This window comes from Streptomyces sp. NBC_01450 (assembly GCF_036227505.1).
GTDB lineage: Bacteria > Actinomycetota > Actinomycetes > Streptomycetales > Streptomycetaceae > Streptomyces.
Map to the genome: position 1 here is coordinate 10,236,183 of NZ_CP109480.1, position 22,666 is coordinate 10,258,848.

A 22,666-nucleotide genomic window follows, 5' to 3' on the forward strand; every position below is an offset into this window, starting at 1 on the left:
CGGGCGGGGCCGCCCTGCTGGGACTCCATTCATGATCTGCCGGCCGTGGATCGTGGACCTGTGCGGCCCGGGCCGTCATGCGTGGGTGAGCTCATTCGTGAGCGCTGCGCGCTCGGGTCCCTTGTCGACCGTGGTCCCTCGGTAGGTCGTCCCACCGTCCTCGCTGCCCCGCGCTCGGCTCGGACCGGGCGGGACGGGAGTGAGAAGAGCGCCGCCCGTGATCCGACCGGATAATGGTGAGCGTCATGGCTGGGATCGAGGAGAGCGGCCAGGGGGCGACCGACGCATGGGTCGATCCCATGGGCGACCCGTTTCTGCACACGCGGTTCGCCCTGCCGACGAGGCCGGCCACGTTCCTGCGGCGGGAGCGGCTGGTCGGACACCTCGACCAGGCTCTGCTGACACCGTTGACGGTGGTCAACGGCGCGGCCGGGGCGGGGAAGACCCTGCTGGTCGCCGATTGGGTCACAAGGCTGGGGCGGCCGGTCGCCTGGTTCACCGCCGACGCCGGGGATCAGCGGCCCGGAATGTTCTGGGCGTACGTGCTCCAGGCGCTGCGGGCCTCGGGCGTACCGGTCCCCGGCGACATCCGCTGTCCCGCCGACGCGAGCCGGGTGGACCGCAAGCTGCTGGCACGGCTCGCCGCCGAGCTCAGCGGACGCGACCGGCCCGCGCTCGTCGTGCTCGACGAATACGACCGCGTGAGCGCGCCGGAGATCGCGGAGCAGCTGGAGTTCGTCTTGCGTCATGCCGGACCGGGAATGCGCCTCATCCTCGTCACCCGCACCGAGCCGCTGCTGCCGGTGCACCGTTACCGGGCGGCCGGCGATCTGACGGAGATCCGGAACGCGGAACTGGCTTTCACACCGGAGGAGGCGGCCTTACTCCTGGAGCTGCACGGCCTGCGTCTGTCCGCGCACGCCGTGGGGGCACTCGTGGATCGCACCGGGGGGTGGGCGGCCGGCCTGCGGCTGTGCGCCCTGGCCGCACGGGAGAGCCCGGATCCGCAGACGTACCTGAAGGAGTTCGAGGCAGGACGGAGTACGGTCGCCGACTACCTCCTGGCCGAGGTGCTCAAGAGCCGAACGGCCGAGACTCAGGACCTCCTGCTGCGTGTCAGCGTCCTGGAGCGTCTCTGCCCCGATCTGGCCGACGCGCTGACGGAGCGTACCGACGCCGAGCCCGTTCTGGCCCAGTTGCACCGTGAGAACGCGTTCGTCGAGGACCTCGGACACTCGTGGTACCGCCTCCATCCCCTGTTCAGGGAGATCCTCCGGGCTCATCTGCGGGTGCGCTGTCCTGGGCTGGAGCCCGAACTCCACCGGCGGGCCGCCCGGTGGCTGCTGCGCTCCGGATCCCTCCCGGAGACGATCGCCCATGGCGCCGCCGCGGGCGACTGGGAGTTCACGGCCGGTGCCTTCGTCGACGACCTGGCGATCGGGCAGCTCTTCACCGGGCTGCGCCGCGACGAGCTGACCGAGCTGTTCTCCCGGATGGGACCCGAGGCCACGAGCCCCGCGACCGACATCGTCCGAGCGGCCGGGGACCTGTCCCGGTGCGACCTCGACCGGGGCCTGGCCCGTCTGCACCACGCGGAGGCGAGGCTGGCCACGGACGTGCCCGACCCGGCCGACGACGCGCCCGGCCCGGCGGCGGCAATGCTGAGCTGCGCGCTGCTGGAAGCCCTGGCGGCCCGTATGGCCGGCTCCCTGGAACAGGCGGAAACGGCCGCGGAGGCGGCCGAGGAACTGAGACGGGCGGTTCCTGCCCACCTCTTGGAGCAGCATCCCGAACTCACCGCACTGCTGCTGACCCATCTGGGCTCGACGCGTCTGTGGGCCGGGCGCTTCGAGGATGCGCGCACCGCGCTGTCCGCGGCGGCGGGATGTTCCGGCGGGGCCTCGACGGCGCTTGTGCGAGAGGAGTCCTTGGGTCTCCTGGCGCTGATCGACTACCTGCGCGGCTGGCTCGGCAGGGCGGAGCACAAGGCATCGGCGGCGGTGACCGATTCCGAGCGGTTCGGTCTGTGCGGGCCGTCCGGCTCGGGCATCGGGCGGCTGGTCCTGGCCGCCGTGGCTGTCGACCGCGACGAACTCGCCCAGGCCCGGGCCCTCCTCGACGAGGCGGTCGGATCGCGCCTTGCGGTACGGGACCCGGTGACGGCCGCTGCCCGGTCCATGGTGACGGCACGTCTGCTGCTGGCCCGAGGCAAGACGCGAGCCGCCCTGGCAGCGGTGGATCCGGCGGTCGTCGCGGACGTGGCGTCACCCTGGGCGCGGGCTCATGCCGCTCTGGTCGCCTCCGTCGCGCACCTGGCCGAGGGCCGGCCGGACATGGCCGCCGAGGTGTTGCGACAGGTCACGGACGGCCAGCCGGCCTGTGTGGTGCAGGCGGCGCGGGCCCAGCTCGCGGCGGGGCGCCCCGGTGCCGCGCTCGACCTGCTCGACCGTCTGCGCACCGAGGGTGCGGCCGGTCCGGCGGTGACCGTGCGGGCCACGTTGGTACGGGCGCAGGCCGTACTGGAGGCCGGGGACTTCGCCGCCGCGGGCAAGCTTGTCGGCCAGGCGCTCCTGGAGGCCCGGCGTGAGCGACTGCGGCGCCCCTTCGTCGAGGCCGGACCGTGGATCCGACGCCTCCTGGGGACGGCGCCGCTGCTGCCACTGGCCGCGGGCTGGATCACGACCGGCGAGCCGCCCCGGCCCGACGCGCCCGCGCCGCTCGTGGTGCAGGAGTTGAGCGGACGCGAACGCGACGTTCTCCAGCGACTGGCCCAGATGATGTCGACGGAGGAGATCGCGGCCGACCTCTGCGTGTCGGTGAACACGGTCAAGACCCACCTCAAGAGCGTCTACCGGAAACTGGCGGTGAACCGGCGCAACGAAGCGGTGCGCCGGGCGCGCGAGCTGCGGCTGCTGTGAGCCCGTGCCGGTGAGCACCCTCGCCCGTCACGGGTGAGGCGCGGGGCGAACCGTTCGGATGCGATAGGAGTGGCGGCCGAGCATGCGGGCCGCTGCCCGGCCGAATCGACGGCTGCCCGGGCCGACTCGGTGCCCGGAACCCGTCCTTCACCGTGCTGGGTCACCTGCCGACCGGACGGGCGGGTCGTCCGAAGCATCCCGAATCGGGCGATGCTGCCGATGCCCTGCGCCCGGTGCGCTGAATCGGAGAGAAGGCCCTGATGTCCCGGACCGAACCTGCCGCGGTCTCGGCGGCCGACGCCGACCACCGGGCACAAGCCGACTACACCGGTGGTGTCTACGGGTCCATGCTCGCCGCATCGGTGGTGATCGGCACCGGCACGCTGGGCTCGTTCCCTCACCTGGAGCTCGCGGTGCTGCTGTTGGGCACCGGTGTGGCGTTCTGGATCGCGCACGTGCACGCGCAGCTGTTCGGGGCGCGTCTGGCGCGGCAGTCCCTGGACCGGCGGACCGTCATCGAGGTGTGCCGCGCGGAGTGGCCGATCGTCAAGGCCGCCGTCCCGCCGACCGTGGCCGTGGCCGTCAGCCCACTCCTGGGCCTCGGCCTGCAGGGCACCTTCTGGCTGGCGCTCGCCGTCGCCGTGGCCGGGCAGGTGGGCTGGTCGGCGGCCGCGGCACGTCGTGCCGGGGCCTCCTGGTCCCTCACGGCCGTCACTGCCTTGATCAATCTGCTGCTCGGCCTGCTGATCATCTCGTTCAAGGTCTTCCTGACCCATTGAATCGCGCCCATGGGAGCAGCTCATGCGCTACGAGATCCGTGTCGACGGACATATGTCGGAGACGCTGACCAAGGCGTTTCCGGAGATGGATCACGTGGTGATGTCCGGCCAGACCGTCCTGTTCGGCCCCGTCGTCGACGAGGCACAGCTGTACGGGCTGCTGGCCCGCTGTCAGTCGCTGGGACTGCACATCGTGGAGATGCGCCGACTACCGGAGTGAGCGGACGTACGCCGTCCCGGGGATACGGACGATCACCCGCCGGGGGTGACCCGGCAGCCGACGGCGTGCGGGACGCTGACCCGGTGACATCCCCGCACACCGTCCCGTCGGCGGTCCGGCGACGACCCGCTCGACCGCGTGAGGAGGAGCCATGACCCAGTCGCGTGGTCCGGCACCAGGTACCGAACCGGGGCCCAGGTCCGAGGGGGCGGCCTCCGCGCCACCCGCCGACCCCGAGGAACTGCTGTCGGGACTCGGCCGCTCATGGACCTGGATCCTGGGTTCGGCGATCTCGACGCTGGTGCCGGGCGTCCTGGTACTGGTGTGGCCGGAGGAGACCCTGCACATCCTCGCGGTACTCATCGGTCTGTATCTGATCGTGGCCGGGGCGTTCCGCTTCGTGGCGCTCTTCGGCCGGCAGGGGCACGGCGAGCGGCTCCCCGGGCTGCTGATTTCGGTGCTGTTCGTCCTGGCGGGGGTGCTGTGCCTGAGGAACCCGCTGCAGACCATCGCCGCGCTCTCGCTGATCGTCGGCGTCGTCTGGCTCGTGTCCGGCATGTTGACCGCCTACACGGCCATGGCCATGACGGACCTCCCGCACCGTGGCGTGGTCTTCTGCGCCGCGGCGCTCGGCATCGTCGCGGGGGTCGTGGTGCTGGCCCTGCCGACCGAGTCCGCCCGTGCCCTGACCCGGCTGCTCGGCCTCTGGCTCGTGCTGCTCGGCCTGATCGAACTCGTCCTCGCCTTCGCCTGGCGGGCCGCACTCCGCCGCGCACGTGCGGTGGACCCGTACGGCTCCGCCCAGCCGCGCTGAGACCGCGCACGAACGCTCACCTCACCCGCCTCGGGTGAGGCTGCACGACCCTTGCCGTGCGCATGGTGAAACGGCAGGGACGACCGCCGGGCGAACGCCCGGAATGGAGGAGTGACATGAGCACACAGATGTACCTGGCGTACGACTACCCGCTGCTGAGCGTCTTCTGGAGCATGCTGTGGTTCTTCCTGTGGATCATGTGGTTCATCCTGCTCTTCCGGATCATCGTCGACATCTTCCGTGACGACGAGCTGAGCGGTTGGGCCAAGGCCGGCTGGCTCCTGTTCGTCATCCTCCTGCCCTTCCTGGGTGTCCTCGTCTACGTGATCGCCCGCGGCAAGAACATGGGTCGCCGAGAGGTGACCCAGGCCCGCGCGCAGCAGGAGGCCTTCGACTCCTACATCCGGCAGACGGCGGCCGGCGGAATCAGCAGTGTCGACGAACTCGCCAAACTGTCCGAGATCCGGGCCCGCGGCGACATCACGGACGACGAGTTCCGCAGGGCCAAGGAACTCGTCCTGAGCGGTCACGGTCCGTCCAGCGGCTCGGGCACCGCCACCTCCGGCCACTGAGCGCCGGACGAGACGACGCCGGGCAGCACGATGACGGCGGATGCGCTCACAGCGCGAGGGTGAACCAGGTGGTCTTGCCGTCGTCGGTGGGCCGTACACCCCAGTTGTCGGCGAGCGCGCGGACGAGGATCAGCCCGCGCCCGGATTCGTCGTCGTCGGCCGCGAAGCGGGGTTGGGGCAACTGCGGGCTGTGGTCACCGACTTCGACGGTGAGATCCGTGGTCGTCCGGCACAGGTGCAGCCCGATGGGGCCCTGGGCGTGTTGGACGGCGTTGGTGAGGACTTCGGACAGCAGGAGCCGCGCGTCGTCGGCTCTTGTGGTGCAGCCCCAGGAGGTGAGGGCCTTGCTGAGGAAGGCCCGGCCCTCGGGGACGGAGTCGGGGACCGCCGGAAGGTCGAGGGTGACGGCGGCCAGAGGCGCGTCGGGCAGCCGGGTCAGCAGCAGGGTGACGTCGTCGTTGTGGCCCTCGGCGTCCGGCAGCAAGGTGGTCAGGAGGTGGTCGGCGGCCACTTCCAGGTCGGGAGCGGTGGTGAACAGCTCGCTCAGTGTGGTGGTGAGCCGGCAGAGCTGGTCCTCGATGTCGCTGCCGGGGGTTTCGATCAGCCCGTCGGTGTAGAGCACGAGGGTGGCGCCGGGCGGCATGACCGCGCTGCACTGTTGGTAGAGGACACCGCCCACGCCGAGGGGCGCGTTGACGGGCGCGGGCAACGCACGGGCGCCCTCGCCCGAAGTGGCCACCAGAGTGGGCAGATGTCCGGCGGAGCAGATCGTCACCTCGCCCGCGTCGGCCGCGATCACCAGGTAGCAGCAGGTGACCAGTTGGTCCGGGACGTCGAGGTCGGCGACGGCGGCGTCGAGGGCCTGCATGAGCTGGCGCGGCTGCATTCCGGTCTTGGCCAGGGCGTGCGCGGCGGAACGCAACTGGCCCATGACGGCGGCGGCTTCCAGCCCGCGTCCCATCACGTCGCCGATCAGGACGCCGACGCGGCCGGCACCCAGCGGGATCAGGTCGAACCAGTCTCCGCCCACCCCGGCGCCCTGGGTGGCGGGCCGGTAGCGGCTGGCGGTCGTGAGACCGGGGATGGCGGGCGGAGTGCCCATCAGACTGCGCTGCAAGGTCAGGGCGATGTGCCGTTGTTGTTCGTACAGGACGGTCAGCTCGGCTTCGGCCCGCTTGCGATCGCTGATGTCGCGGACGATGGCACACGCGCCGACGACCTTGCCGTCGGGGGCGCGGGTCGGCCACAGCGTGATGTCGACGTCGAGCAAGTCGCCGTAGCGGGTGACCCGTAGTGTCTCGAAGTGCTCGACCTTCTCCCCGTCGCGCAACTGGTTCATCAGGGCGTCGATCTCGTGGCTGCAGTCGGGCGGGGCCAGGAGGGACACGTGCCGGCCCATGACCTGGGTCCGCGTGTAGCCGTAGAGGCGTTGGGCGGCGGCGTTCCAGTAGGTGATGTGGCCGTCGAGGGTCTTGGCGAGGATCGCGTCCTGGGAGGACTCCACGAGCGCGGCCAGCTCGTTGATGCGTTCTTCGGCGGCCTTGCGGTCGCTGACGTCGCGGACGGCGGCGGAGACGAGGAGGCCGTCGGTGGTCTCCAGGGGGCTGAGGCTGATCTCGACGGGGAATTCGGTGCCGTCCTTGCGCAGGCCGTGCAGTTCGAGACCGGCGCCCATGGGGCGTACCTGGCGGTTGTCGGCGTAGCTGGTGCGGTGTGCGGTGTGGTGGGTTCGGAAGCGGTCGGGTACCAGTAAGTCCACTGAGCGGCCGAGGAGTTCCTCACGGCCGTAGCCGAAGAGCGCCTCGGTCTGGGCGTTGACGAGTCTGATCGTCCCGGTGTCGTCCACGATGACCATGGCGTCCGGCGCCGCCTCCAGCAATCCCCGGAACCGTTCTTCGGCGGCCTTGCGGTCGCTGACGTCGCGGACGGCGGCGGAGACGAGGAGGCCGTCGGTGGTCTCCAGGGGGCTGAGGCTGATCTCGACGGGGAATTCGGTGCCGTCCTTGCGCAGGCCGTGCAGTTCGAGACCGGCGCCCATGGGGCGTACCTGGCGGTTGTCGGCGTAGCTGGTGCGGTGTGCGGTGTGGTGGGTTCGGAAGCGGTCGGGTACCAGTAAGTCCACTGAGCGGCCGAGGAGTTCCTCACGGCCGTAGCCGAAGAGCGCCTCGGTCTGGGCGTTGACGAGTCTGATCGTCCCGGTGTCGTCCACGATGATCATGGCGTCGGGTGCCGCTTCGAGGAGCCCCCGAAATCTGTCCTCGGCGCCTCCCGAACCGGTGGCGCACTCCCCGGCACAGCAGGCCACCGCAGCGCAGCCCGAGACTGGGTTCGGTGCGGCCGAAGCCGTGCTGATCGTCTCTCCCACGTTCGCCCCCCACGGACCCGCTGCATGGGGTCGCTCGGGCCATCTCAGCGCACTTGGGCCACGATCACTCGGGCATGTCTCATTCTGGCCGCACTGCGGTCGATCGTGTCTGCCGTGAGCGCGGGCAACGTCCGACTGCAGACATCTTCGGTCGTGAGTCGCCCCGCCGGTGTGCAACGCGTTCGGCGAGCGGATCAGCCCGCCTGCCCCTGGACGCCGATCTCCGCCCAGATCGACTTCCCTCCGGGCAGCTGGCGCGTGCCCCAGCGCTCGGCGAACTGAGCCACGAGCATCAATCCTCGCCCGCCCTCGTCGAAGATGCGCGCTCGCCGCATGTGCGGGGCGGTGCTGCTGCCGTCGGAGACCTCGCAGATGAGCACGTTGTCGCGGATCAGACGCAGCTGAATGGGAGGACCGCCGTAGCGGATCGCGTTGGTGACCAGCTCGCTCACCACCAGTTCGGCGGTGTAGGAGACCTCGTGCAGTCCCCACTCCGCCAGGAGGCGGGAGACCTCGTCGCGCGCGCCCGCCACGGCGGCCGGGTCGGGAGCCAGGTCCCAGCTGGCGACCCGGCCCTCGTCGAGGGCGCAGGTGCGCGCGAGGAGCAGGGCGACGTCGTCCGACGGCTGCGAGGGGAGCAGGGTCTGGATCAGGTCGTCGCACTGGGCCTCCAGCGAGCGAGCGGGCCGCTCCAGGCGCTGGCGCAGCAGCGCCATCCCCTTGTCCAGGTCGTGTTCGGGGACGTCGAGGAGGCCGTCCGTGTACAGCGCGAGCAGACTGCCTCGGGGCACCTCCCATTCGACCGCTTCGAACGGCAGCCCGCCCACTCCCAATGGAGGGCCGACGGGCAGGTCGACGAAGTCCGCCGTGCCGTCGGGCGTCACCACGGCGGGCGGGGGATGACCTGCCGCGGCGGCCGTACAGCGGCGCGAGACCGGGTCGTAGACCACGTACAGGCAGGTGGCGATGAAATCGGTGACGACATCGAGCTCCGAGTCCGTGACGATACCGTTCTCCGTCCCGAGGTGGGCGATCAGGTCGTCCAGGTGGACGAGGAGTTCCTCGGGAGGCAGGTCGACGTCCGCCAGAGTGCGTACCGCGGTCCGCAGCCGCCCCATGGTGGCGGAGGCACGCAGACCGTGGCCCACCACGTCTCCGACGACCAAGGCGACGCGGGCGCCCGACAGAGGGATCACATCGAACCAGTCGCCGCCCAGCCCGGCCCGGGAACGAGCCGGCAGGTAGCGGTACGCCACCTCCACGGCCTCCTGGGCGGCGAGCCGCTGCGGAAGCAGACTTCGTTGCAGGGCCAGGGCGGTGTTCCGCTCGCGGGTGAAGCGGCGGGCGTTGTCCACGGACACGGCGGCGCGTGCGGCGATCTCCTCCGCGAGGAGCAGATCGTCCTCGGTGAAGGGGTCCTGGCGCCGGTGGCGGACGAGCACGGCCACCCCGAGCGTGAGGCTTCGGGCGCTCAGCGGGACAACCATGATCGAGTGCATTCCGAAGGCGCGGACCTTCACCGCGCGCCTGGGATCGGCCGCCTGCCAGCTCTCGACGGCTTCGTCCAGGGTGCGGTGCAGCGAGGAGAGCCCCGTGAGCAGGCAGCGGGCGGGTGGCGAGGATTCCGGGTAGTAGTCCACGTCTCCCGGCCTGATCACCGACTCGGGGACGCCGGGAAGGACGGACTGCTGCGCGGCGCGGCGCAGACCGATGGCGTCCTCGCAGAGCGGCCCGGGCTCGAAGCCGCGGAGCAGTGAGTCCAGCAGGTCGATACTGATGAAGTCGGCGAGCCGGCCCACCGCCACGTCGGCCATTTCCTGAGCCGTGCGCGTCACATCGAGAGTGTTGCCGACCTGTGTGCTGATGTCGTTCAGCAGGGCGAGTCGCTCTCGGGCCCGGTGCTGTTCGGTGTCGTCGAGCGCGATGAGCTGTACGTGTCGCACCTTTCCCGCGGGGTTTTTGACGGGGGACAGAGTGACGGCCCAGAACCGTCCCTGGCCTCCGGGCCGGGGTGGGCCGTGTACGTGGAAGAACTCCGGTTTCCCGGTGTCGAACACTCGGCGCATACCGGCTTCGATCGTGGTGCAGATACGGGGAGGCAGGAGGTCGGCGGCCCGCCGACCGCGCATCTGCCGCTCCGTGAGACCCAGTTGGTGGGCCGCGCCGGCGCTGCCCCGCAGGACCCGCAACTGGGCGTCGTAGATCATCACGGGCAGGTGGCACTGCGCGAAGGCTTCCTCCGTCGTCACGTCGTCCTCGTTCGGATGTGGCTTCTGGCACGGACGCGACTGGTGTGGCGGCGAGGCCACGACGAGCCATTGTGTTCCACCCTCGCGGTCGAGTGACGCGTACGCCCGCAGCTCGGCTTCCGTGCGGTGGCCGTCGCGGTGTCGCAGACGGGTCGCCCCGCTCCGTCCCTCGATGATCGCGGAGAAATCCACGGGGGCGTCGGCGGTGCAGCACAGCAGACGTGCCGCGGGACGCCCTACGACGTCCTCGTACGGGTAACCGAGCAACCGCTGTGCGCCAGTGCTCCACCCCGTCACGGTCCCTCGCGCGTCGACGACTGCCGTGGCCGAGGTGACCGGATCCGGGAGCTGACCGAGGCCGTTTCCCAGGGGGCTGGCATTCTCCATGTCCATTCATCGCCCATCCCGCTCCCCGGGTCTCTCGGGTCCTGGGGAGACACAGCAGGGGCCGCGGGTCGGCGAAACGTCGCGTCCCGTCGCGTCGGCCCCTCCCTCACTTGTATCTCCCCCTGAGCGCACACGCAGGTCGGCGGCCGACTCCGCCGCGCGCGAAGGTGCCGCCGCACCGCACCGTCAAGGCGACAGTTGGGCGTGGCGCGGGGAGTCGGCGTACAGGGTCTCGGAGGTGTCGTCGGTCCGGTGGCTCAGCTGTTCCGTGACGTCCACCACTCCGTCAACGCCCTGGCACAGCCGCACGGCGACGGGGATGAGGGATTTCCGTGCGACGGTCCCCTTCAGGGAGACCCGTCCGTCCACGACACGCACGGTCACCGAGTCGGGCGCGATGCCCAGCGTGCGGACCAGTACGTCCCCGGAGATCTCCTCGCGGATGGCACTGTCACCGCGCAGGAACACCCGCAGCAGGTCGGCGCGGCTGATCAGCCCGACCAGCCGGTCGGCTTCGTCCACCACCGGCAGCCGCTTGACGCGGTAGCGCTCCATCACCTGCGCGGCCTCCACCACCGTCCACTGGGGCCGGGCCGTGACGGCAGGGCTGTTCATCAGCCCTCGGGCGCTGATCGCCTCCTGTTTGGCCTGGTCGACGGGGCGCGGGTGCAGGACCGGCAGCAGGCCCGCGGGGTCCACCAGGCCCGCCTCTTTGCGCAGCAGATCCGCCTCGGAGACGACGCCCACGGGCCGGTCGTCACCGTCCACGACCGGTACCGCCGTGATGTCGTACTCGGCCAGAAGTTTGGCGATCTCCTTGAAGCCGGCGTCCTCCCGCACTCGTACGACCGAAGTCGTCATCAGATCGCTCACCATGCGGTGCTGCATGACTTCCGCCTCCTTCGTCACGTGCCTTCCCCTCCACTGTGCGGTGCTCCGGGCCGTCACCCCATGGGCCGGTCGGCCCCGGCCACGGCCGACCGGTCCCCCCGGGGCGGCCGCCCCGCGCCCGCCCCGGGGTCCATAGGGCCGATCGGCCCTTTCCGGGGACCTGCGGCCCCTGCACCGCGAACCCTCCTGACACGACGCTGGAACATGACACGACGCTGGAACCGGGATCTCGCGATCCCGGTTCAGGAGGTGGAGATCATGTCCCGCACCACCGTCACCGTAGGTCTCGACGGCTCGCCGGAGAGTCGTGCCGCCGCCGACTGGGCGGCCCGTGAGGCGAAGCTCCGGGGGCTGCCGTTGAAGCTGGTCAACGTCTGGGAGCCCGCCCCGGAACCCCTCGCCCAGGCCCCGCTGCTCGGCCCCGAGACCCATCAGCACTGGACCGAACACATACCGCGTGAAGCGGCCGACGGGGTGCGGGCGGCCCACCCGGAGGTCGACGTGCTCATCGAGCAGGTCACCGGGCGGCCGGCCGAGGTACTGGCCGACGCCGCGAAGGACGGCGAACTGCTGGTGCTCGGATCCCGCGGCCTGAGCGGGGTGGGCGGATTCATCGTCGGCTCCGTCGGCCTGGCCGTCGTGGCACACGCCGAGCGTCCGGTCGTCCTCGTACGGGCCGAAGGAGACACCTCGGGCACCGACGTCGGCGTCCCGCCCTCGCGGCCCGTCGTGCTCGGACTCGACACCAGGGCTCCCGACGACACCCTGATCGGCTTTGCCTTCGAAGCGGCCCTCCTGCACGGCACTTCGCTCCGTGTCGTGCACGGCTGGGACGCGCCGCCCTACATCGGGCACGGTATGGCCCCGGATTTCGAACTGGACGCCCAGATCGCCGCGGAGCAGGACGCCGCCCTGACAGAGGTGCTGCGTCCCTGGAAGCAGAAGTTCCCGGACCTGGAGGTCGTTTCGGACTCGCTGTCCGGGAAAGCGGCCGATCACCTGGTCGACGCCTCCCACGAGGCTTCGCTGGTCGTCGTCGGCCGCCGCATCCGCCGTTCCCCGCTCGGCGCCCACATCGGGCCCGTCGCCCACGCCGTACTGCACCACGCCACCGCCCCCGTCGCGGTGGTCCCGCACGACTGACGTCCGGCACGACCGATCACCCGGCACGACCCACCATCAGACACGACTTACCATCCGAGGAGAGACCCTCATGAAAGCGGCAGTTCGGCAGGATCCGGTCGAGGTCTTCGAACTGCACGCGGCGGGCCGCACCCGGGCCGTCCGCGAGTCCCGGCCCCTCGTCTCCGTCGACGAGTCGATCGACGCGGTGCCGCGCGGCCAGGACAAGGCCCGGATCGTCTTCGACTTCGGTGAAGACTTCGGTGAAGGACGGTGAGGACGGTGGAACTGCCACTGGTCGTGGGCGTCGACGACTCGGAGCCCAGCCTGCGCGCCGTGGACTGGGCGACGGACGAGGCCGCGCTGCGCGGCGTACCGCTGCGCCTGGTGTACGCCTCGCTGTGGGAGCGCTACGAGGGCGCCGCGCAGGGCCTCGACAGGTCCCCGGAGCAGGTGATGGCGGACAACGTCGTGGAGGCCGCCGCACAGCGCGCCCACCGGCGGGCCCCCGAGGCGAAGGTCACCACCGACATCCTGCCGGACGACGCGGTGAGCGTGCTGCTGAACGAGGCGCACACCGCTGCCGCGCTGGTCGTCGGGTCGCGCGGCCGCAGCGGCCTCGCCGAACTGCTGCTCGGCTCGGTCAGCCTCACGGTCGCCGGCCGAGCCGCCTGCCCGGTGATCGTGCTGCGCGGCAACCAGGACAACCAGGCAAGGGCGGGGACGCACCGGCGCGTGATCCTCGGAGTCGGGGAGGGGCCGCACGACACGGCGGCCACACGCTTCGCCTTCGAGGAGGCCGAGGTGCGCGGGGCCGCACTGGACGCCCTACGGGCCTGGCGCTGTCCGGCGTACGAGAGCACCGACGACCCCCTGCTCGAGGGCGAACCGGCCCGTTTGCACGAGCAGCGGGCCGCGGAGATCCTGGAGTCGGCGCTGAGCGAGGCCGCGGCCGAGCACCCGACCATCGAACTGCGCCGCAGGACCGCCGAGGGCAGCGTCCGCCGGGTCCTGCTGGACGCCTCGGACGACGCCGACCTGCTGGTCGTCGGAGTCCGCCGCCACCACCACCACGGACTCGCCGGACTCCAGCTCGGCCGGGTCGCCCACACGCTCCTGCACCACTCCGCCTGCCCGGTCGCCGTCGTACCGCAACGGGGGTGAGCGGCTCAGAGGGTCGCCGCGTGGTCGGGGACGTACGTCTGCAGATCGCGCGGCGGGCGCACATAGCCCGTCGACGGCGGCCGGGGCGGCAGTTCGAGAACCGGTGGCTTCACCTCGTGGTACGGAACGGAGCCGAGCAGGTGGGCGATCATGTTCAGGCGGGCCCGGCGCTTGTCGTCGCTCTCCACGACGTACCACGGAGCCTCCGACACGTCCGTGTGCACCAGCATCTCGTCCTTGGCCCGGGAGTACGCCTCCCAGCGGGTGATCGACTCCAGGTCCATCGGGGACAGCTTCCAGCGCCGCGTCGGGTCCTTCAGCCGGCGCCGGAACCGCTTCTGCTGCTCCGCGTCGCTCACCGAGAACCAGTACTTGCGCAGCAGGATCCCCTCCTCGACCAGCATCCGTTCGAAGATCGGGCACTGACGCAGGAAGAGCTGGTGCTCCTCCTTCGTACAGAAGCCCATGACGTGCTCGACGCCGGCGCGGTTGTACCAGCTCCGGTCGAACAGGACGATCTCACCGGCGGCGGGCAGATGCTCGACATACCGCTGGAAGTACCACTGGGTGCGCTGGCGCTCGGTGGGCTTGGGCAGCGCCACGGTCCGTGCGACGCGCGGATTGAGGAGCTCCGACACCCGCTTGATCGTGCCGCCCTTGCCCGCCGCGTCCCGGCCCTCGAAGACCACCACGAGCCGGGCGCCCTCGGTGCGCACCCACTCCTGAAGCTTGACCAGCTCCGTCTGCAGGCGCAGCAGCTCCCGCTCGTACGCCTCAACCGGCACCTTCGCCGTCTTCTCGCCGGCCATGCCGCCTCCTCCGCTCGATCACGCACACCGATGCCACGCCCCGCGACACGCCCTGCGACACACCTCGTGACGCACCTCGATGACTTACGGAGTCACCATGCCCAAGGTCGAACCGCCCAAGGTCGAACACCAGGACAGCACCGTACTGACCGACGACGAACTGCGCACCCTGGACGCCCACTGGCGGGCCGCCAACTACCTTGCCGTGGGCCAGATCTACCTGCTCGCCAACCCGCTGCTGACCGAGCCCCTGACCCCCGCGCACATCAAGCCGCGGCTGCTCGGCCACTGGGGCACCTCACCCGGCCTCAACCTGGTGTACACGCACCTCAACCGGGTGATCAAGGCCCGTGCTCTGGACGCGCTGTGCGTGTGGGGCCCGGGTCACGGCGGGCCCGCGGTCCTCGCCAACTCCTGGCTGGAGGGGACCTACAGCGAGACGTACCCGAGCGTCTCGCGGGACGCGGCGGGCATGGAGAGGCTGTTCAGGCAGTTCTCGTTCCCCGGCGGGGTGCCCAGCCATGTCGCGCCCGAGACACCGGGCTCGATCCACGAGGGCGGTGAGCTCGGCTACTCGCTGGCGCACGCCTACGGGGCCGCCTTCGACAACCCGGACCTGCTGGTCACCTGCGTGATCGGCGACGGCGAGGCGGAGACCGGGCCGCTGGCCGCGTCCTGGCACTCCAACAAGTTCCTCGACCCGGTCCACGACGGCGCCGTGCTGCCGATCCTGCACCTCAACGGCTACAAGATCGCCAACCCGACCGTCCTGTCCCGGCTCCCGGAGACCGAACTCGACGAGCTGCTGCGCGGCTACGGCCACGACCCGATCCACGTCACCGGCGACGACCCGCACCAGGTCCACCACGCGATGGCGGACGCCTTCGACCAGGCCCTGGACCGCATCGCGCTGATGCAGCGCACCGCCCGCGAGGACGGTGTGACGGAGCGGGTGCGCTGGCCCATGATCGTGCTGCGCACCCCGAAGGGCTGGACGGGACCGGCGCAGGTCGACGGCGTGCCCGTCGAGGGCACCTGGCGCGCCCATCAGGTACCGCTGGCCGGGGTCCGCGAAAACCCGGAACACCTGAGGCAGTTGGAGACCTGGCTGCGCTCGTACCGTCCCGAGGAACTCTTCGACACCGAGGGACGCCCCGTCGCCGACGTCCTCGCCTGCGTGCCTGATGGCTCGAAGCGCCTCGGCGCCACCCCGCACGCCAACGGCGGTCTGCTCGTCCGCGATCTGCCGATCCCCTCCCTCGACCGCTTCGCCGTCCCCGTCGACAAGCCGGGCGCCACCCTGCATGAGCCCACCCGGGTCCTCGGCGGCCTCCTGGAACAGGTCATGAAGGACACCTCCCACCGCCGCGACTTCCGGCTGGTGGGCCCCGACGAGACCGCCTCCAACCGGCTGGGAGCCGTCCTCGGCGCCAGCGGCAAGGCGTGGCAGGCCCAGATCCTCCAGGTGGACGAGCACCTGGACCGGCACGGCCGGGTGATGGAGATCCTCTCCGAACACCTCTGCCAGGGCTGGCTGGAGGGCTACACACTGACCGGCCGGCACGGGCTGTTCTCCTGCTACGAGGCGTTCGTGCACATCGTCGACTCGATGGTCAACCAGCACATCAAGTGGCTCAAGACGTCGAGGGAGTTGACGTGGCGTGCCCCGATCGCCTCCCTCAACTACCTGCTCACCTCGCACGTCTGGCGCCAGGACCACAACGGCTTCTCGCACCAGGACCCCGGCTTCGTCGACCACGTCCTCAACAAGAGCCCCGAGGTCGTACGGGTCTATCTGCCGCCGGACGCCAACACCCTGCTGTCGGTGGCGGACCACGTCCTGCGCAGCCGCGACTACGTCAACGTCGTCGTGGCGGGCAAGCAGCCCTGCTTCGACTGGCTCTCCATGGACCAGGCCCGCGCCCACTGCGCCCGCGGCGCCGGGATCTGGGAGTGGGCGGGCTCGGCGAACGGGGACCGCGAACCGGACGTCGTCCTCGCCTGCGCGGGTGACGTCCCCACCCAGGAGATCCTGGCCGCCTCCGACCTGCTCCGACGCCATCTGCCCGAGCTGGCCGTGCGCGTCGTCAACGTCGTCGACATGACCCGGCTGCTGCCGCGCGAGGAACACCCGCACGGAATGGGCGACTTCGAGTACGACGGGCTGTTCACCACCGACAAGCCGGTGATCTTCGCCTACCACGGTTACCCCTGGCTGATCCACCGGCTCGCCTACGGCCGCAGCGGCCACGCCAACCTGCATGTACGCGGCTACAAGGAGATGGGTACCACCACGACCCCGTTCGACATGGTCGTCCGCAACGACCTGGACCGGTATCGCCTCGTCATGGACGTGATCGACCGCGTCCCCGGCCTCGACGTCCGCGCCGCCGCCGTCCGCCAGCAGATGGCGGACGCCCGCACCCGCCACCACGCCTGGATCCGCGACCACGGCACCGACCTGCCCGAGGTCGCCGACTGGACCTGGACCGGATGATCATCCACTCCCGAAGAGGAGGAGGAATGAAGGAACACGACTGGTCCTGGACGTACGAGGGTTACGAACCCGCGCAGGAGCGGCTGCGCGAAGCGCTGTGCACCCTCGGGAACGGCTACTTCGCCACCCGGGGCGCGGCTCCCGAGTGCGCGGCGGACTCCGTCCACTACCCGGGCACGTACGCGGCTGGCTGTTACAACAGGCTCACCTCGGAGGTGGCCGGACGCCGGGTCGAGAACGAGGACATGGTCAACCTCCCCAACTGGCTGCCGCTCAGGCTCCGTACCGCCTCCGGGACCTGGCTCACGCCCGACACCCACAAGCCTCTCGACCACCGCCAGAACCTGGACCTGCGCGCGGGCGTCCTGGAACGTACCCTGCGGTACGAGGCTGAGGAGGGCCGTTGCCTCGCCGTACGGCAGGTGCGGCTTGTTCACATGGCCGACCCTCATCTCGCCGCGCTGCGCACGGAGTTGACGGCTCAAGGCTGGTCCGGGGAGGTCGAGATCGAGACCGCGCTCGACGGGACGGTCGCCAACACCGGAGTGGAGCGTTACCGTTCCCTCGCCTCCCGGCACCTCGCGGACGTCCGCACCGGCACCGCGGCACCGGACACGGTCTGGCTGGAGTGCCGGACGAGCGCCTCCGACATCAGGATCGGCCTGGCGGCCCGCACGGCCGCCGACGTGCCCGCCCGGACCGTGGACGCACCCGAGGACGGGCGGGCGGCGCAGCTCCTGCGGCTCTCCCTGACCGACGGCCGGACGGTCACGGTCGACAAGACCGTCGCCCTGCACACCTCCCACGACGCGGCCATCAAGGACCCCGCGCACGCCGCCCTGGACCGGGTCGGCCGCGCCCCGGACTTCGCGACCCTGCTGGACTCCCACCGCACGGCCTGGCAACAGCTGTGGAACAACGCCGAGTTGGACGTGCCTGACAGTGCGGGCCCGGTGCTGCGGCTGCACCTGTTCCACCTGCTCCAGACGCTCTCCCCGCACACCGCGGAGCTGGACGTCGGTGTCCCGGCGCGCGGTCTGCACGGGGAGGCCTACCGCGGGCACGTCTTCTGGGACGAGCTGTTCGTCCTGCCGTACCTCAACCTGCACTTCCCAGAGGTCTCCCGCGCCCTGCTCACCTACCGCCACCGCCGTCTCGAGCAGGCCTGCCGGGCCGCACTCGACGCCGGGCACGCCGGTGCGATGTATCCGTGGCAGAGCGGCAGCGACGGCAGGGAGGAGACCCAGCAACTGCACCTCAATCCGCGCTCCGGGCGCTGGCTGCCCGATCACTCGCGGCTCCAGCACCACGTCGGTTCGGCGATCGCGTACAACGTGTGGCAGTACTGCGAGGCGAGCGGCGACACCGAGTTCCTGCACACCAAAGGCGTCGAGATGCTCGTACAGATCGCCCGCTTCTGGGCCGGTCTCGCGGCGTACGACGGGACGCTCGGCCGGTACCGGATCCGCGGCGTCATGGGCCCCGACGAGTACCACGACGCCTACCCCGGCGCCGAGCGGCCCGGACTCGACGACAACGCGTACACGAACGTCACCGCGGCCTGGGTGCTCGCCCGCACCCTCGACGTCCTGTACGACCTGCCCGACCTGCCGCGCCGCGACCTCTGCGAGCGCACCGGCCTCGACGCGGCCGAACTCGACGGCTGGCAGGAGGTCTCCCGGAAGCTGTACGTGCCCTTTCACGCCGGGGTGATCAGCCAGTTCGAGGGCTATCACGCACTGGAGGAGCTGGACTGGGACGGTTACCGGGCACGGTACGGTGACATCCGGCGGCTCGACCGGATCCTGGAGGCCGAGGGCGACAGCGTCAACCGCTACCAGGCCTCCAAACAGGCGGACGTCCTGATGCTGGGCTACCTCTTCTCGCCCGCCGAGCTCGGCGGCCTCTTCCGCAGACTCGGGCACGAGGTGGACGACACGCTGTGGCGGCGCACCGTCGACCACTACCTGAGCCGCACGAGTCACGGCTCGACACTGAGCAGCCTGGTGCACGGGTGGGTGCTGGCCCGGGCGCGGCGCGCCGACGCGTGGACGTTCGTGCACGAGGCCCTGGCCGGGGACATCGCCGATCTGCAGGGCGGCACCACGGGGGAGGGCATCCACCTCGGCGCCATGGCCGGCACCCTCGATCTCGTCCAGCGCTGTCTGACCGGTCTGGAGACCCGGGGCGGCGCGCTGCGGCTCGATCCGGTGCCGCTTCCGGAGTTGTCCGAGTACGGCTTCGCCATCCGCTACCGCGGCCATCGTGGGGTACGACTGCGCCTGACGGCGGACCGGTTGACGATGACCGTGCCCCCGTCCGACCAGGACCCGATCGACGTCGCCCTCGCGGACCGCACCGTGTCCTTGGCGCCCGGGGAATCCTGCGCCCTCACCCTGCCGGACCGGTGACCGGACGGTCCCGCGGACGACGTCACCGTGTTCAGCGCCGACGAGCTCGACCGATGGCCTGAACCACGTTCAGGACTCCCCTGGTCGGGTGGTGTGCGGCGCTGCCGGGGCATCCCAGGCAGTACCGTGAGGGCAGGCGAACTGGTGCGCGGCCTTGTCCGCTTGATGGGCCGGAGGAAGCGATGGGCGCGGACACACCCGCGGTACCCGAGCAGCATCTGCCCAGGCTTCGGCTCGACGAACTGCTCGGCGAGCTCCAGGTGCGCATCGACGCCGTCCGTGGCACTCGGGACCGCCTGCACAGCCTGCTGGAGGCCGTCCTGTCGGTCGGACGGGAGCTGGACCTGCCGCAGGTGCTGCGCAGCATCGTCGAGGCCGCCGTCGTCCTGGTGGACGCCGAGTACGGGGCCCTGGGCGTGATCGGCGGCGACCAGAAGCTGTCCGCGTTCATCACCGTCGGCATCGACGAGGAGCTACGGTCCGAGATCGGGGCGCTGCCCAGCGGACACGGGCTCCTGGGCGAGCTGATCCGGCATCCGGCGCCCCTGAGGCTGCCGGAGCTCTCCGAGCACCCCGAGTCGTACGGCTTTCCCGCCCACCACCCGCCGATGCACTCCTTCCTCGGCGTACCCATCCGGGTGCGCGACGAGGTGTTCGGAAACCTGTATCTGACCCAGAAGCGCAGCGAGAGAGAGTTCGACGCGGAGGACGAGTCCGTCCTGTCGACGCTGGCCGTGGCCGCCGGGGTCGCCATCGAGAACGCGCGACTCTACGAGGAGACCAGGCTCCGCGAACGCTGGCAGCGGGCCAGCGGGAAGGTCACCAGCGTCCTGCTCACCGGCGCGCCGGGGGCGGAGGTGCTGGAGCTGATCGTCGACGAGGCCCGGAAGATCGTCTCCGCGGACATGGGAATGATCGCGGAGAGCGTGCCGGGCGAGGAGGCGCTGCGGCCCGCGCTGGCCGTCGGGCTCGGCGCGGAGGAGCGCCGCGGCCTGGTGATGTCGGCCAGAGGAGGCTTTGTCGGAGCCGCGCTGAGCTCCGCGGAGCCGGTGGTCAGCGCCGACATCGAACACGACCCCCGCGCAGGAGAGGGCGTGGCCCAGTGGGCCGGGCTCGGACCCGTCGTAGCGGTGCCGCTCGGCATCAGCGGGAAGGCCCGGGGTGTGCTGCTGCTCGGGCGGGTCCAGGGCGGTACACCCTTCGGCGATGTGGACACGGGACCGCTGCTCGGGTTCGCCGACCAGGCCGCACTGGCGCTGGAGCTTGCCGAGCGACGGCGGGACGCGGAACAGATCGCGCTGCTCAAGGACCGCGACCGCATCGCCCGGGACCTGCACGACCTCGCCATTCAGCGGCTCTTCGCGGCCGGCATGACACTGCAGAGCGCCCAGCGCTTCATGGAACACGCCGAGGGCATGGAGCGCCTGACGCGGACCGTCGACGACCTCGACGACACCATCAAGATCATCCGGTCCACGATCTTCGGCCTGCGGACGCACGACGGAGGCGGCAGGGAGCGCAGCGGCCTCCGTGCCCGGGTCTCCGAGGCGGTCACGTCCTCGACCACGTCGTTCGGGTTCCCGCCCGCGCTGCGGATCGAGGGGCTCGTCGAGACCGATGTCCCCGCCGAGATCGCCGACCACGCCGTCGCGGTGCTCAGCGAGGCGCTGAGCAACGCGGCCCGGCACTCCGGAGCGCACGCCGTGGACGTCCGACTCCAGTGCGCCGCGGGCGAGTTGACGCTCACGGTGACGGACGACGGCTGCGGGATGTCCGGTGACGTCCAGCGCAGCGGGCTGAAGAACATGGAGGAGCGGGCCGTCTCCCTCGGCGGTGCGTTGACCCTCGGCGAACGGCCCGAGGGCGGGGGTACGCGGCTGGTGTGGCGGGTACCGGTGGGCGCGTCGCGTGGTTCCACGCGCCCCTGAAGGGCCCCCGGAAGCAACGGGGCAACGGTCAGCGGGTCTGGTGGTCGGCGGTGTCGGGGTGTTCGAGCTGGCTGGCCAGCACCGCCGCCTGGACCCTGCGCTGGACGCCGAGCTTGGCCAGCAGCCGCGAGATGTGGTTCTTCACCGTCTTCTCGGACAGATAGAGCTTCCTGCCGATCTCACGGTTGGTGAGCCCGTCCCCGATGAGCGCGAGGATGTCGCGCTCACGGGGCGAGAGACTGGCGAGCTCGGGAGCGAGTGCCGGGGCCTCGGTGGGGTCCGCGCGCAGGGACCGCATCAACCGGGCCGTCGTCGTGGGGTCCAGCATCGACTGACCGGAGGCCACCGTGCGGACCGCCGCGACCAGGTCGGAGCCCTTGATCTGCTTGAGCACATAACCGGAAGCTCCTGCCATGATCGCGTCGAGCAGGGCCTCCTCGTCGTCGAAGGACGTCAGCATCAGACAGGCCAGTTCCGGCATCTGGCTGCGCAGCTCCCGGCAGACGCTGATCCCGTCGCCGTCCGGCAGCCGTACGTCCAGGACGGCCACGTGCGGTCGCAGCGCCGGGCCGCGCACCAGCGCGTGCTCGACGCTGCCCGCGTCGCCGACCACCGAGATGTCCGGCTCGGCGTCCAGGAGATCGGTCAGACCGCGGCGCACCACCTCATGGTCGTCCAGCAGGAAGACCCGGATGGGGTTCTGTTCCGTGAAGGTGCGCGCCTCGGCCATGACGACCCCTTGTTCGGTTTCAGCGGCGGACTGTGGACCACGAGCTCGCTTTGACGACGATCATCACCTTCCGGGGCCGACCGCACCAGGGCCGACCGGCCCCACTTGGGCGCGGTCTTCGTATCCGCCCCCGCTCGCTGCTCCGGTCCGCGGGTCGAGCCCCTGAGCTCGAACTCCACGTCCGCCCCTCGGTGGATCGGCGACGTGGTCAGCGAAGACTTCCGCTGCCGTAGGGCGCGTACATGTCCAACAGCCGGGTCCTGGCCGACCGCAGACGGTGGGCGACCGTGTCTCCCACCCACTGGCTCACGGCCATTCCCAGCGCCGGATCGGCCTGGCACATGGCGCGGACGACTTCGGCGTCGAACTCGTACGCGCGCACCGGGCTCATGGCTTCGGCGCCCAGGTGCCAGGTGTGCGGTCCGAACAGCCAGGACCAGCCGACGAGTTCACTGTGCCCGAGGGTCTCGATGACGGCCGCGCGGCGGCCGGGCACGCGCATGTCGAGGGCCACCGTGCCGGTACGGATGATCCAGAACCGGTCCGCTCGCCGGCCCTCCTCGATCAGGCGGGTTCCCTGGGGGAACGACACCTCCCGGGCGATGTGCATCAGCCGTTCGCCGTGCTCGGCGGGCAGGACCCGCAGCATGCTGGAAGCGGTGGAAGCGTTCATGATCGTGTCCTCTTCCTCGAGCTCCTCTTCCAGGAGCGCGACCCCTGCCGTCTCCAATCTCTTCTCCGGGCCCCGCTTCCGCCATGGGCCGAAGGGCCCCCGGAAGGGCCTGCCCGGCCCCTGCACCCGAGCTCGGC

The 22,666-nt window shown here is 70.9% G+C and carries 16 protein-coding genes and 1 pseudogene; 11 read left to right on the top strand and 6 right to left on the bottom strand.

The features are described from left to right. Window positions 1-245 precede the first annotated feature (245 nt). The 5 genes from OG568_RS45640 (at window position 246) to OG568_RS45660 (ending at window position 5,303) form a co-directional block, all read left to right on the top strand. Window positions 246-2,918, top strand: a complete 2,673-nt coding sequence (locus tag OG568_RS45640) for a LuxR C-terminal-related transcriptional regulator (RefSeq protein WP_329535851.1) — start codon at window positions 246-248, stop codon at window positions 2,916-2,918. A 260-nt stretch (window positions 2,919-3,178) separates the two neighbouring features. After that, window positions 3,179-3,697 (top strand): hypothetical protein, encoded by a 519-nt coding sequence (locus tag OG568_RS45645; RefSeq protein WP_329535852.1) that lies wholly within the window; start codon window positions 3,179-3,181, stop codon window positions 3,695-3,697. Between the two features lie 22 nt (window positions 3,698-3,719). Beyond that, entirely contained in the window at window positions 3,720-3,917 is a 198-nt protein-coding gene (locus OG568_RS45650; protein WP_266418638.1) for a hypothetical protein, read from the top strand. A 151-nt stretch (window positions 3,918-4,068) separates the two neighbouring features. Continuing rightward, window positions 4,069-4,731, top strand: a complete 663-nt coding sequence (locus OG568_RS45655) for an HdeD family acid-resistance protein (RefSeq protein WP_329535853.1) — start codon at window positions 4,069-4,071, stop codon at window positions 4,729-4,731. A 116-nt stretch (window positions 4,732-4,847) separates the two neighbouring features. After that, on the top strand, window positions 4,848-5,303 hold the full coding sequence (locus OG568_RS45660; protein WP_266579357.1) for an SHOCT domain-containing protein: 456 nt from the start codon (window positions 4,848-4,850) through the stop codon (window positions 5,301-5,303). Between the two features lie 46 nt (window positions 5,304-5,349). On the opposite strand, the gene OG568_RS45665 is transcribed toward OG568_RS45660, so the two are convergent. The 3 genes from OG568_RS45665 to OG568_RS45675 all read right to left on the bottom strand — a co-directional run bounded on the left by OG568_RS45665 (window position 5,350) and on the right by OG568_RS45675 (window position 11,192). Then, the gene (locus tag OG568_RS45665; RefSeq protein WP_329536623.1) at window positions 5,350-7,608 is read right to left on the bottom strand and encodes a SpoIIE family protein phosphatase; all 2,259 of its coding nucleotides are present in this window, start codon (window positions 7,606-7,608) and stop codon (window positions 5,350-5,352) included. A 254-nt stretch (window positions 7,609-7,862) separates the two neighbouring features. Continuing rightward, window positions 7,863-10,310, bottom strand: a complete 2,448-nt coding sequence (locus tag OG568_RS45670) for a SpoIIE family protein phosphatase (RefSeq protein WP_443077827.1) — start codon at window positions 10,308-10,310, stop codon at window positions 7,863-7,865. Window positions 10,311-10,490: 180 nt separating this feature from the next. Next, the gene (locus OG568_RS45675) at window positions 10,491-11,192 is read right to left on the bottom strand and encodes a CBS domain-containing protein (RefSeq protein WP_329535855.1); all 702 of its coding nucleotides are present in this window, start codon (window positions 11,190-11,192) and stop codon (window positions 10,491-10,493) included. A 261-nt stretch (window positions 11,193-11,453) separates the two neighbouring features. On the opposite strand from OG568_RS45675, the gene OG568_RS45680 reads away from it, so the two are divergent. From OG568_RS45680 to OG568_RS45690, 3 genes and pseudogenes are all read left to right on the top strand, one after another. Next, entirely contained in the window at window positions 11,454-12,338 is an 885-nt protein-coding gene (locus OG568_RS45680; protein WP_329536624.1) for a universal stress protein, read from the top strand. Window positions 12,339-12,423: 85 nt separating this feature from the next. Beyond that, window positions 12,424-12,594 (top strand): annotated as a pseudogene (locus OG568_RS45685) (zinc-dependent alcohol dehydrogenase); the annotation flags it as partial. Window positions 12,595-12,599: 5 nt separating this feature from the next. Next, a complete protein-coding gene (locus tag OG568_RS45690; RefSeq protein ID WP_329535857.1) occupies window positions 12,600-13,481 on the top strand; it encodes a universal stress protein in 882 nt (293 codons plus the stop codon). 5 nt (window positions 13,482-13,486) lie between these two features. Here OG568_RS45690 and ppk2 read toward each other — a convergent pair whose 3' ends face one another. Further along, complete coding sequence (gene ppk2, locus OG568_RS45695) at window positions 13,487-14,290, bottom strand: polyphosphate kinase 2 (RefSeq protein ID WP_266418657.1); 804 nt, start codon at window positions 14,288-14,290, stop codon at window positions 13,487-13,489. A gap of 97 nt (window positions 14,291-14,387) precedes the next feature. On the opposite strand from ppk2, the gene OG568_RS45700 reads away from it, so the two are divergent. The 3 genes from OG568_RS45700 to OG568_RS45710 all read left to right on the top strand — a co-directional run bounded on the left by OG568_RS45700 (window position 14,388) and on the right by OG568_RS45710 (window position 21,126). Beyond that, window positions 14,388-16,787, top strand: a complete 2,400-nt coding sequence (locus OG568_RS45700) for a phosphoketolase family protein (RefSeq protein ID WP_329535858.1) — start codon at window positions 14,388-14,390, stop codon at window positions 16,785-16,787. Window positions 16,788-16,813: 26 nt separating this feature from the next. Then, entirely contained in the window at window positions 16,814-19,198 is a 2,385-nt protein-coding gene (locus OG568_RS45705; RefSeq protein ID WP_329535859.1) for a glycoside hydrolase family 65 protein, read from the top strand. A 182-nt stretch (window positions 19,199-19,380) separates the two neighbouring features. Continuing rightward, window positions 19,381-21,126, top strand: coding sequence for a sensor histidine kinase (locus tag OG568_RS45710; RefSeq protein WP_329535860.1), 1,746 nt, complete (start codon window positions 19,381-19,383; stop codon window positions 21,124-21,126). Window positions 21,127-21,154: 28 nt separating this feature from the next. Here OG568_RS45710 and OG568_RS45715 read toward each other — a convergent pair whose 3' ends face one another. Then, a complete protein-coding gene (locus OG568_RS45715; RefSeq protein WP_329535861.1) occupies window positions 21,155-21,856 on the bottom strand; it encodes a response regulator transcription factor in 702 nt (233 codons plus the stop codon). 208 nt (window positions 21,857-22,064) lie between these two features. Beyond that, the gene (locus OG568_RS45720; protein WP_329536625.1) at window positions 22,065-22,529 is read right to left on the bottom strand and encodes a cyclic nucleotide-binding domain-containing protein; all 465 of its coding nucleotides are present in this window, start codon (window positions 22,527-22,529) and stop codon (window positions 22,065-22,067) included. Between the last annotated feature and the right edge of the window lie 137 nt (window positions 22,530-22,666).

Coding starts and splice junctions, on each gene's coding strand:
- OG568_RS45640 (WP_329535851.1), top strand. CDS start 246: ATGGCTGGGATCGAGGAGAGCGGCCAGGGGGCGACCGACGCATGGGTC.
- OG568_RS45645 (WP_329535852.1), top strand. CDS start 3,179: ATGTCCCGGACCGAACCTGCCGCGGTCTCGGCGGCCGACGCCGACCAC.
- OG568_RS45650 (WP_266418638.1), top strand. CDS start 3,720: ATGCGCTACGAGATCCGTGTCGACGGACATATGTCGGAGACGCTGACC.
- OG568_RS45655 (WP_329535853.1), top strand. CDS start 4,069: ATGACCCAGTCGCGTGGTCCGGCACCAGGTACCGAACCGGGGCCCAGG.
- OG568_RS45660 (WP_266579357.1), top strand. CDS start 4,848: ATGAGCACACAGATGTACCTGGCGTACGACTACCCGCTGCTGAGCGTC.
- OG568_RS45670 (WP_443077827.1), bottom strand. CDS start 10,310: ATGGACATGGAGAATGCCAGCCCCCTGGGAAACGGCCTCGGTCAGCTC.
- OG568_RS45675 (WP_329535855.1), bottom strand. CDS start 11,192: ATGCAGCACCGCATGGTGAGCGATCTGATGACGACTTCGGTCGTACGA.
- OG568_RS45680 (WP_329536624.1), top strand. CDS start 11,454: ATGTCCCGCACCACCGTCACCGTAGGTCTCGACGGCTCGCCGGAGAGT.
- ppk2 (WP_266418657.1), bottom strand. CDS start 14,290: ATGGCCGGCGAGAAGACGGCGAAGGTGCCGGTTGAGGCGTACGAGCGG.
- OG568_RS45700 (WP_329535858.1), top strand. CDS start 14,388: ATGCCCAAGGTCGAACCGCCCAAGGTCGAACACCAGGACAGCACCGTA.
- OG568_RS45705 (WP_329535859.1), top strand. CDS start 16,814: ATGAAGGAACACGACTGGTCCTGGACGTACGAGGGTTACGAACCCGCG.
- OG568_RS45710 (WP_329535860.1), top strand. CDS start 19,381: ATGGGCGCGGACACACCCGCGGTACCCGAGCAGCATCTGCCCAGGCTT.
- OG568_RS45715 (WP_329535861.1), bottom strand. CDS start 21,856: ATGGCCGAGGCGCGCACCTTCACGGAACAGAACCCCATCCGGGTCTTC.
- OG568_RS45720 (WP_329536625.1), bottom strand. CDS start 22,529: ATGAACGCTTCCACCGCTTCCAGCATGCTGCGGGTCCTGCCCGCCGAG.